8 protein-coding genes and 1 pseudogene are annotated in these 10,601 nt (G+C 75.4%); 1 reads left to right on the top strand and 8 read right to left on the bottom strand.

Annotated features, from left to right (window positions below; genetic code table 11):
- The 6 genes from C6N75_RS15445 to C6N75_RS15470 form a co-directional block, all read right to left on the bottom strand.
- On the bottom strand, nucleotides 1–949 hold a 949-nt coding region (locus C6N75_RS15445), incomplete at its 3' end, for a cation diffusion facilitator family transporter (RefSeq protein ID WP_105869491.1).
- A 135-nt stretch (nucleotides 950–1,084) separates the two neighbouring features.
- Entirely contained in the window at nucleotides 1,085–2,248 is a 1,164-nt protein-coding gene (gene manA, locus C6N75_RS15450; protein ID WP_105869484.1) for a mannose-6-phosphate isomerase, class I, read from the bottom strand.
- A 593-nt stretch (nucleotides 2,249–2,841) separates the two neighbouring features.
- Nucleotides 2,842–3,981 carry an SIS domain-containing protein gene (locus C6N75_RS15455; protein ID WP_105869485.1) on the bottom strand — a complete coding sequence of 380 codons (1,140 nt, stop codon included), beginning with the start codon at nucleotides 3,979–3,981 and terminating at the stop codon, nucleotides 2,842–2,844.
- A gap of 287 nt (nucleotides 3,982–4,268) precedes the next feature.
- Entirely contained in the window at nucleotides 4,269–4,451 is a 183-nt protein-coding gene (locus C6N75_RS15460; RefSeq protein ID WP_105869486.1) for a Trm112 family protein, read from the bottom strand.
- 204 nt (nucleotides 4,452–4,655) lie between these two features.
- The gene (locus tag C6N75_RS15465; protein ID WP_105869487.1) at nucleotides 4,656–6,023 is read right to left on the bottom strand and encodes a phosphomannomutase/phosphoglucomutase; all 1,368 of its coding nucleotides are present in this window, start codon (nucleotides 6,021–6,023) and stop codon (nucleotides 4,656–4,658) included.
- Nucleotides 6,024–6,110: 87 nt separating this feature from the next.
- On the bottom strand, nucleotides 6,111–6,539 hold the full coding sequence (locus tag C6N75_RS15470) for a DUF3499 domain-containing protein (RefSeq protein WP_105869488.1): 429 nt from the start codon (nucleotides 6,537–6,539) through the stop codon (nucleotides 6,111–6,113).
- A 305-nt stretch (nucleotides 6,540–6,844) separates the two neighbouring features.
- Here C6N75_RS15470 and C6N75_RS15475 point away from each other — a divergent pair, with 305 nt between their 5' ends.
- Nucleotides 6,845–7,273 carry a metallopeptidase family protein gene (locus C6N75_RS15475; RefSeq protein WP_105869489.1) on the top strand — a complete coding sequence of 143 codons (429 nt, stop codon included), beginning with the start codon at nucleotides 6,845–6,847 and terminating at the stop codon, nucleotides 7,271–7,273.
- A gap of 78 nt (nucleotides 7,274–7,351) precedes the next feature.
- Here the strand turns inward: C6N75_RS15475 and C6N75_RS15480 are convergent, their stop codons facing one another.
- Both C6N75_RS15480 and C6N75_RS15485 read right to left on the bottom strand, forming a co-directional pair.
- Nucleotides 7,352–8,884, bottom strand: a complete 1,533-nt coding sequence (locus C6N75_RS15480; RefSeq protein WP_105869490.1) for a DUF5719 family protein — start codon at nucleotides 8,882–8,884, stop codon at nucleotides 7,352–7,354.
- Nucleotides 8,881–10,601, bottom strand: a pseudogene (locus C6N75_RS15485) (family 2 glycosyl transferase); the annotation flags it as partial. The gene C6N75_RS15480 and the pseudogene C6N75_RS15485, both read right to left, overlap by 4 nt.

The raw sequence follows: 10,601 nt of genomic DNA on the forward strand, positions 1-10,601 counted from the left end.
TGGGGAGATCGGGGAGCGCGGAGGGGGCGGCGGCCTTGGACGCCTGGTAGATGTCGGGCTCGAGGTAGATGACACGGGCGATGGGCACCGCGTCACGGATGCGGGACTCGGCGGCGTCGATGGCCGCGGCGACCTCGGAGGCGCTGTCGTCGTGCTGGACGGCGATCTTGGCCGCGACCAGCAGCTCCTCGGGACCGAGGTGCATGGTGCGCATGTGGATCACGCCGGTCACCGTGTCGCCGTCGACCAGCGCGGTCTCGATCTTCCGGACGTCCTCCAGGCCGGCGGACTCGCCGAGCAGCAGGGACTTGGTCTCGGCGGCCAGCACCAGGGCGATGAGGACCAGCAGGATGCCGATGCAGAGGGTGCCGATGCCGTCCCAGACGCCGTTGCCGGTGAGGATCGCGAGGCCGACGCCGAACAGGGCCAGGATCAGGCCGATCAGCGCGCCGAGGTCCTCCAGGAGGACGACCGGCAGCTCGGGGGCCTTGGCCCGGCGGACGAACTCCTTCCAGGAGAGCTTGCCGCGGAGCTGGTTGGACTCCTTGATGGCGGTGCGGAAGGAGAAGCTCTCGGCGATGATCGCGAAGACCAGCACGCCGACGGGCCACCACCAGTCGGTGATCTCGTGCGGGTGCTTGATCTTCTCGTAGCCCTCGTACAGGGCGAACATGCCGCCGAGCGAGAACAGCACGATGGAGACGAGGAAGGCGTAGATGTAGCGCTCGCGGCCGTAGCCGAAGGGGTGCTCGGGCGTGGCCTGGCGCTTGGCCTTCTTGCCGCCGAGGAGCAGCAGGCCCTGGTTGCCGGAGTCGGCGAGCGAGTGGACGCTCTCGGCGAGCATCGAGGACGAGCCGCTGAACAGGAACGCCACGAATTTCGCCACCGCGATGGCGAGGTTCGCGGCGAGGGCCGCCACGATTGCTTTGGTTCCGCCTGACGCGCTCATGCGTGCCGTCGTCCCTTCGTTGTTGCGGTGCGGGTCGGTTCTCGGATGCCCCGAGGACCGGCCGGGCACCAGGGTGGCCCGCCGGGCGGACCGTACGGCCGCACATTGTGGCAGCAGTGGCGGCCGGGGAGGTGGTCAGGCCACCACCGTCGCCCGGAACACCGTGCCCGTTCCGCGCAGTTCGACCGGTTCACCCGCCGGGACGAAGACCGACTGGCCGGGGGTGAGCAGCACCTCGCCGGCCTGCGGGGCGCCGGCGGTGGCGAGCAGGATCTGCGGTGTCGCGGCGGTGAGGTCGGCGGGGGCCGCGCCCTCGGCCCGTACGAAGCGGGAGAGGCGGAACTCCTCGGCGGGGGTGCGGTAGACCTCCTCGCCCGAAGGCGAGGCCTCCGGGCGGAGCACGACCGGGTCGTCGGCCTGGAACCGCACGACGCGCAGGAGTTCGGGCATGTCGATGTGCTTGGGGGTCAGCCCGCACCGCAGCACGTTGTCGGAGTTGGCCATGATCTCCACGCCGAGGCCGGAGATGTAGGCGTGCGGGACGCCGGCCCCGAGGTAGAGGGCCGCACCGGGCGTGAGCACCACGTGGTTGAGCAGCATCGCGGCGAGCATGCCCGGGTCGCCGGGGTAGTGGTGGGCGAGGGCGGCGTAGGGGGCGTGGGCGCCGCCGAGCCGTTCGCAGGCGGCGGTGGTCTCGTGCACGGTGGCGGCGAGTTCGTCGCGGTCGGCGGTCAGCAGTGCGGTCAGCACCTCCCGCAGGGCCGCCTCTTCGGGGTGGGCGTGCAGCAGGTCGACGTACGGCTTGAGCGAGTCGACGTCGAGCGCGGCGAGCAGTTCGGCGCTGCGGGCCGGCTCGCGGAAGCCGCAGAGGCCCTCGAACGGGGTGAGCGCGCAGATCAGCTCGGGCTTGTGGTTCGCGTCGCGGTAGTTGCGGTGCGGGGCGTCGACGGGGATGCCCGCGCGTTCCTCGGCCGCGAAGCCGGCCCGCGCCTGGTCGAGGTCGGGGTGGACCTGGAGGGAGAGCGGGGCGTCGGCGGCGAGCAGCTTGAGGAGGAACGGCAGCCGGGGGCCGAACTTGTCCGCGGACGCGGCGCCCAGTTCCCGTACCGGATCGGCGTCGATGACCGCGTCGAGAGGCAACTCGACACCGCCGCGGACGATCCGGGAAGGCGCGCCGGGGTGGGCGCCCATCCACATCTCGGCCTGGGGCTCACCGGTGGGTTCGGCGCCGAGCAGGTGCGGGATGGCCGTCGGGGAGCCCCAGGCGTAGGGGCGGACGGTGTTGGAGAGGCGGTCCATGGAGCGAGCCTTCCTTCGGGGTCTTGCGGGGCGTTCTGCGCTGCGCGGCCGCGTCGTGCAGGGGGGCGCGGCCCGGTGGGGGGTGCCGCCGGGACCTTGTGGGTCGGGGCATGGTCGCGAGCGGATGTGTGGCGGGGATGGCCCTGGGTGGTACCGCGGGTGATCACGGAAGGTCCCGCGGACGGCGGACGGCGGACGGCGGACGGCGACGGGCCGGGGCAGTCGAGGACGGAAGAGAGGAGGGGAGGCAGGAGGGGAGGCGGACAGGAGGGGGGTGATGCTGCGCGCACCGGCCTGGCCGGAACCTCTGGTGATCGGAAGCGCGGGCGGCCGGGTCGGACGTCTGAGGACGGGGCTCGTACGGAGCCGGGACGGACACCTGACGACGGGACTTGTACGGAGCCGGGTCGGACGCCTGGCGACGGGTCTTGTACGGAGCCGGGACGGACGCCTGAGGACGGGGCTCGTACGGAGCCGGGACGGACGCCTGACGACGGGACTTGTACGGAGTCGGGACGCCCGGCCGCCGGGCGCGGGCGGCATCCGGTCGGCCGGCGGCGGGCGAGGGCGCAAGGTACGGGGGGGTCGGGCGGTCAGGAGGTCTGGCGGCCGGAGGCGAGGGCGAGGTAGCAGGCGGCGAAGTCGGTGACCGCGAGCAGTTCGGCGAACGCCTCCAGCTCGGTCGCCCCCTCCTCGGGCTCGAGTTCGCTGATCGTGGTGTCGTGGCCCAGCGCGAGCTCGCGGGCGGCCGGGGCGGCGCTCAGCCCACCGGTGGAGCGGTCCCGGAGGAGGACGACCCGGGCGCGCAGGGCCTGCGCCTCCTCGACACGGTCCCGGAAGAAGTCGTCGGGGTCGGCGGCGGCCGCCAGGTCTCCGGCGAGCAGGGCGCCGTGGGCGGGCAGCGCCTCCGGCAGGTCCGCGGCCAGCGCCGGGCGTCCGGCCAGTTCGGCCAGTACGGCGGCGAAGCGGCGGCCGACGGGCCCGGCCGCCGTCCCCTCGGTCCAGATGATCGGCAGGCTGTCGGCCAGCTCGGCGGCGAGGGTCTTGGCCGGGTTCTCGTACGTGGCGATCGCGGGGCCGCAGCGCTCGGCGGTGCGGTCGAGCCGGTCGGCCACCTGTTGCAGCGCCTCCGCGGGCGCCTCGACCAGGCCGACCCGGTCGAGCAGCGCGAGGAGGGGGGTCAGCAGGGCCCACAGGGCGCCGGGGCTGGCGGCGGGGGTCTCCTCGGACAGCTCGTGCGGGGCGGTCGCCATCGGTACGAGCAGTCCGTGCGCGCCTTCGACCGCCTCGGTGAGCGGCGAGTGGCTCGGGGCGACGGCGACGACGGTGACGCCGCGGCGGTACGCCTGGTCGGCGAGGACGCCCAGGCCCGGTTCGGCCCCGTCGATGGTGGCGATGAGCAGCAGGTCGACCGAGCCTGCCCAGCCCGGCAGCGTCCAGCGCAGGGCGCCGCCGGCCGGGGCGACGCCGGTGGGGTGGAGGCGGGTGACCGGCGCGGACGCTCCGGCGAGGGCGCCCACCAGGTCGGCGACCCCGCTGGCGGCCGTCCCCGGGCCGGCGACCAGGACCGCGCGGGGGCGGCCTTCGGGGCTGAGCGCGGAGACGCCCGCCTCGTTGGCGTGCCGGGCCGCGGTGCGGACCCGCGCTCCGGCCTCGGCCGCCCCGCGGAGCAGCCCGCGGCGGTCGGCCCCGGCGAGGGCGTCCGGGTCGTCGAGCAGGGACTCGTCGAACATGGGGTGGGCCTCCGATCGCCGTGCGGGCGGTCGCGGTACGGGGCGTGGGTCGGTCGTCGGCCGTCAGCCGTCAGCCGTCGGCGACAAGGGGCCGGTGCCAGCGCGGGGGCCGGTGGCGGTGGCGGTGGTTGGGGCCGGTGGCGGCCATGAGGACTGGCGTCGGTCGCGGGAGGCCCGGCGTCGGTCGCGGATGGCTGGTCGTATGGGCTGGTGCCCCGGGTTCCGGGGTTTCACCGGACCGGGGGGCGTGTCGTTCCGCGGGCCGGCGCCGTCCTGTGCGGAGGTGGTCAGGCGGGGCGGCGGGCCTCGTCGACGAGGAGTACCGGGATGCCGTCGCGGACCGGGTAGGCCAGGCCGCAGGCGTCGCCCGTGCAGACCAGCTCGGGATCCTCGTCCGCTGTGCGGTCGTCGAGCGGGGCGTGGCAGGCGGGGCAGGCGAGGATCTCCAGGAGGCCGGCGTCGAGCGGCATGGGAGGGTCCTTTCACACGGGGTGCTGGGCACGGCGCCGCGGATGCGGGGCGCCGGGTGCCGGTCGACGCGGGATGCGTCGGGCCACGTCAGCCTACCTCCGGGGCCGGTCCGCGCCGTGGCTCGGCGCAGACCGGCGGGCCTGACGGACCGCCACGGCGGCGACCGGGGGGACCGCCCGCCCGGCCGGCCCCCGGGCCGTCCGTCAGGCGCCGGCGCGGATCAGGTCGAGGACCTCGTCGCGGAGCTTGGCCATGGTGGGCTCGTCGCGGGCTTCGACGTTGAGGCGGAGCAGGGGCTCGGTGTTGGAGGGGCGGAGGTTGAACCACCAGTCGGCGGCCGAGACGGTGAGGCCGTCGAGCTCGTCGAAGGTGACACCGGGGCGGGCGGCGAAGGTCTCGCGGACCGCGGCGGTGCGGGCGGCCTGGTCGGCGACGGTGGAGTTGATCTCGCCGGACTCGGTGTAGCGGGCGTAGGAGGAGACCAGGGCGGACAGCGGCTGGTCCTGACCGCCGAGGGCGGCGAGGACGTGCAGCGCGGCCAGCATGCCGGTGTCGGCGTTCCAGAAGTCGCGGAAGTAGTAGTGCGCCGAGTGCTCGCCACCGAAGATCGCGCCGGTACGGGCCATCTCCTGCTTGATGAAGGAGTGGCCGACCCGGGTGCGCACCGGGGCGCCGCCGTGCTCGCGGACCACCTCGGGCACCGACCAGGAGGTGATCAGGTTGTGGATGACCGTGCCGCCGGGGTGCTTGGCCAGTTCACGGGCGGCCACCAGGGCGGTGATCGCGGACGGGGAGACCGGGTCGCCGTTCTCGTCCACCACGAAGCAGCGGTCGGCGTCGCCGTCGAAGGCGAGGCCGAGGTCGGCTCCCTCCTCGCGGACCTTGCGCTGGAGGTCGACCAGGTTGGCCGGGTCGAGCGGGTTGGCCTCGTGGTTGGGGAAGGTGCCGTCCAGCTCGAAGTAGAGCGGTACGAGGGTGAGCGGCAGGCCGTCGAAGACGGTGGGCACGGTGTGGCCGCCCATGCCGTTGCCGGCGTCGACCACGACCTTCAGGGGGCGGATGGCGGTGAGGTCGACCAGCGACGTGAGGTGGCCGGCGTAGTCGGCGAGGGTGTCGCGGGTGGTGAGCGCCCCGGGGGCGCCCGCGTCGGCGGGGGCGCCGTCCTGCTGCCAGGTCTCGACCAGCGCGCGGATCTCGGCCAGTCCGGTGTCCTGGCCGACCGGGGCCGCGCCGGCCCGGCAGAGCTTGATGCCGTTGTAGCGGGCCGGGTTGTGCGAGGCGGTGAACATCGCCCCGGGCAGTCCGAGCGCGCCGGAGGCGTAGTAGAGCTGGTCGGTGGAGCAGAGTCCGATCAGGGTGACGTCCGCGCCTCGGGCGGCCGCGCCGCGCGCGAAGGCGTCGACCAGACCGGGCGAGGAGGGGCGCATGTCGTGGCCGACGACGAGCGCGCTCGCGCCGGTCACTTCGGCGAACGCCGCGCCGAACAGCCGCGCCAGCGGTTCGTCCCACTCGTCCGGCACGACTCCGCGTACGTCGTACGCCTTCACGATCCGGGACAGATCAGCCGTCATGTCCTCGACCCACTCTCCTGCACGCCCTGCACGCCCTGTACTGGGGGAACAACGTACCCGGAAGGCGTAAGGCCGGTGGGAGACGGGCTAGGACTCGGGGGAGCGCAGGACGCGGAGGTGGCCGCGGCGGCCGACCTCGACCGGGTCGCCGTTGCGGCCGCCGTTCTTGCCGCCGGACTGGGCGGCGCGCTCCTGGGGGCGGGCGGCCTCGCGTACGGCGTTGGCGAGCGCTTCCAGGTCGTCACCGCTGGGGCGGGCGGGGCCGGAGGCGTCGGAGAGCCGGACGACCTCCCAGCCGCGCGGCGCGGTGAGACGCTCGCTGTGCTCGGCGCACAGGTCGTAGCAGTGGGGTTCGGCGTAGGTGGCGAGCGGGCCGAGGACCGCGGTCGAGTCGGCATAGACGTACGTCAGTGTCGCGACGGCAGGGCGGCCGCACGCGGTGCGCGAACAGCGACGTACAGGGCTCACGATGTTGGACGGTACCGCACTCTTGAGCGGGCCGCGACGACTCCCCACCGCGTCACCCGCCCGTGTCGCGGCGTGATCCGCACCACAGGGCGGCTCCGGCGCGCCCGGCCGACCAGCGGAAAGAACGACGGGGGACGGGATGGACGGAAGAGAACCGGACGCCAGATCGATTGTTTTCGGTCAATCGTGGCGAGTCGGCTGGTCAGATGAGGCCGGGGCGAGGCGCCCAACCGTGACCGGAACGTTCACTCCGCGACAGGGAGGAAGGGGCGGGGCACGGCGGTCCGGTACCCGGCGGGGCGCGGGCGGCGCACCGGGCCGGGTGGGCGGCGGACGGCTACCCTGCCGTAGTGATGGACAGTCCCGTACCGCCCCCTCCGGCCGAGCCGCGGCCGCGCCGCCGAGACCGCCACGGTCGCGGGATGCGCGGGCCCGTCGCACCGCCGCAGGTGCCGCTCTCGGTGACCCGTTCCGACACCTTCCGCGACCTGGTCCAGGACTCGGTGGAGCGGCTGGAGCGGCACTGGCCGCAGCTCGCCGAGGTGGACTTCCATGTGCTGGAGGTCCCGCCGGCGGCCGACGAGTCGGTGCCGCTGGGCAGCTCGACGCCGGCCGAGCGCGACCGGCCCGCCCGGATCGTGGTGTACCGCCGCCCGGTGGAGCTGCGGGCCAAGTCCCGGGACGAGCGGGCGCTGCTGGTGCACGAGGTGGTGGTCGAGCAGGTCGCCGAGCTGCTGGGACTGGCGCCCGAGTCGGTCGACCCCCGGTACGGGCAGGACTGACCCCGCGAGGCGCTCAGTCCCCCGGTACGGGCAGGGCCGGCCGGCCGCGGGCCGGGCCGCCTTTCGGAGGCGCTGGGCTCAGTCGGTCAGGACGGTGAGGTCCTGGCGGGCGGTGGGGATCTCGACCGTGCCGCGGTCGTCGGTGAGCGGCTGCACCGTGAACATCGGGATCCCGTCCTCCGGGGCGGCCAGCATCCGGGCGGCGTGCACCGGGCCGCCGGAGACGGTCTGCACGGTCAGCGCGTAGGAGCCCTTCAGACCGGCCGGGACGGGCGGGGTGAGCGCCATCGTGGTGCCGCGCTTGACGGTGTACGTCTTGGTGGCCGGCTGGCCGCCCGCCGTCCCCGCCGACGCGGTGACCTCGACCTCGGCGTCCGCCGTGGGCGCGGTCAGCATCAGCGTGCCGCCATCGGCGCGGTTGTCGGCGACGGTGGCCCGCTCCCCCACCGGCCCGCTCGCCGGGATGAACGCCGTCTCCTGCTTGTCCCCCGAGCCGCGCACCACCTTCAGGGCGGCGACGACCGGCGTCTTGCGACCGGGCTGGGACGGGGTGAGGACCAGCGAGCCGGCCTCGCCTCGGGTGAGGTTCTTGAGGTCGATCGCCGCGGTCATCCCGGACTTGACCCGCAGGGACTGGGCGGCGGCCGGGGTGAACGTGCCGGTCTTGCCGGCGAGCTGGATCTTCAGGTCGGCGTCGTCCTCGCCGGGCGCGTAGGCCACCAGGCGTACGGAGGTGGCGTCGGCCGGGATGCCGGGCAGCACCTGGCCGGCGGCCGGGTCGGCCGACGCGGTCAGCCAGTCGCCGCCCTGCTCGTCGTGGGCCGCCCGGACGGCGGCGCCGACCCGGCCGCTGCGGGTGGTGACGTGGACGGTGACGTCCTCGGTCTCCGCGCCGCCGGTCAGGGTGGACAGCAGCACCGGGACGCTGGACCGGGCGGGGACGGTGACGCCCTCGGTCAGCTGGGACTTCAGCTCGCCCTCCGGCCCGTACAGGTCCACGTCGGCGACGACGGCGGCGTCGTCCGGGTTGGTGAGGTGGACGTAGTCCTGGCGGTCGGCGGACGCGGAGGCGCCCGGGAACCACAGGTCGGTGTCCGGCGCGGGGCAGGTGAGCCCGAGCAGACCTCGGCCGTCGCCCGCGGCGAGCGCGGTGGTCTGCTGGGTGGTCCAGCCGGGGGCGGCGGCGCCGGACGCGCTGCCGATCAGGGCCGTGGCGTCGCCGCCCTTGGTCTCCTTGATCACCGGCTTGCCGAGCTGGGTGAGTCCGAGCAGCGGTTCGGCGACGGGCTTCTTGCCGCCCTTCGCGGACTTGGCGGCGTCGGGGCTGACGGCCGTGACGAGGTCGGCGCGCGGGGCGCCCGGCTTGTCCGGGGAGCCGGCCGCCGGGGCGCCCTGGGGCGTGAAGGAGGTGTACGTGGTGTCGGCGACGTCGGAGTCGCTGGGCGCCGGGCACAGCGCGCTGGACCGCTCGACCGGCAGCCGGGCGGCCGGGCCGGCGGCCGCGGCCGGGGTGGCGCCGGCGTCCGCGCCGGGGGCGGTGAGCGCGGCGAAGCCGGTGACGGCGGCGAGGGCCGTGGCGACGGCGGCCAGGGAGAGGGTGGTCCGGTTCACTGGTCGCTGCTCCCGTCGTACCGCTGGTCGTCGCGGCGCTGCTGCTGTTCCTCGTCGTAGGCGTGGCCGTGGCCGTGGCCGTGGCCGTGGCCGTGGCCGTAGCCGGAGGCCTGGGGGTCGTAGCCGTCGTACGGCTGCTCGTACGGCTGGGCCTGCGGCTGCTCGTACGGCTGGGCCTGCCCGTAGGGCTGCGACGGGTCGTACTGCTGGGGCTGGGACTGGTCGTACTGCTGCCACTGCTCGTACGGCTGCCCCTGCTGCGGGTACTGCGCCTGGGGGTACGGCTGCTGGTAGGGGTCGGCCTGCGGGTAGCCGGGGTAGGTCTCGTAGCCGGACTGGGCGGCGTACGGGTCCTGGTGCTGCGGGGCGTGCTCCGGGGCGTCGTCCCACTGGGCGTGCGCGGGCTGCTGCGGGACCTGGCCGTACCCGGCGTCGGGGACCGGCTGGTGCGGGTCGGCGGCGGCCGCGGCGCGCAGGCGGCGAGCGCGGCGGCCGTCGCCGGCCAGGTCCTCGGCGGTGACGGCGGGCTGCTCCTCGTCGGGGAGGTCGTCGTCCACGGTGCGGCGGCGGCCCGGCAGGGCGAGCACGAACAGCACCAGGACGAGGAAGCACTGCGCCCAGACCCAGGCGGTGTGGGTGAACGGCGCCTGGTAGGTGAGGTCCAGGCGGCCGCCGCCGGCGGGGAGCTCGAAGCCCTGAGCCCAGCCGTCGGCCACCGTCTTCTTCAGCGGGCGGCCGTCCAGGGTGGCTTCCCAGCCGTCGTCGGCGCGGTCGGCGATGCGCAGGGTGCGGCCGGCCGGGCCGGCGGGCAGGTCGGTGTGCGCCTCGACGGGGCCGGAGGGCACGGGGACGAGGTCGGTGGCGGCTTCCCGGCCTTCGGCGGCCGGCGGAACGATGACCGCACGGGCGACCTGGCGGTCCAGCCGCCACAGCGCGCTGCCGTCCTCCTGGCTGAGCCGGCTGAGGCCGGGGGTGGTGTCCAGGACCCGGCTGACCTGGCGGGGCGCGCCGTCGCGGACCAGGACATAGCGGATGCCGAAGCCGCTGAGCTGGGCGGTCTGGTCGGCTCCGGAGCCGCCGACCAGGTGGGCGACGACCTTGTCCAGGCGCGGGTCGCCGTCGCCGGCGGCGGTCAGTTCGGCGTCGCCGAGCCGGGCGCCGGAGCCGCGCAGCAGGGTGTAGGAGACCTCGGCGGGCGAGGTGGCGGCCAGCACGAGGGTGCGGGGCTGGTCGCTGCTGGTGGCGCTCTCCTCGGCGACGAAGGCGGGCACCTGGACCGGGTCCCGGCGCTCCAGCGGGCCGTCCGCGCCGGCCACCGCCCAGGTGGCGGCGGAGACGAGCGGGCCGGCCGCGGCGGCGAGCGCGATGAGCACGGCGACGGGCTGCCGCCAGCCGAAGCTCTGCGCGCCGACCCGGGTGCGGCCGCCCTCCGCGCCGAGCATGCCGGCGGCGATCAGGGCCAGGCCGTAGACGAGGGTGGCGGGGCCGGCCCAGCTCTCGGCGGAGGCGTTGACCAGGGCGGCGAGGAGCAGGGCGGCCAGCGCGGCGGTCCAGGCGGCGAGGACGGCGAAGCGGCGGTCGGCGCGGAGCAGGGCGGCGAGCGCGGCGAGCACCAGGCCGATGAGCAGCAGTCCGCCGACGGCGCCGGGGCCGCCGGCGCCCCCGCCGAGCAGGGCGGCGCCCTGGCGGCCCCGGCGCCGTCGGCGGACTGCTGCTC

The sequence above is a fragment of the Streptomyces solincola genome (genome assembly GCF_002982015.1).
GTDB classification, from domain to species: Bacteria; Actinomycetota; Actinomycetes; order Streptomycetales; family Streptomycetaceae; genus Streptomyces; species Streptomyces solincola.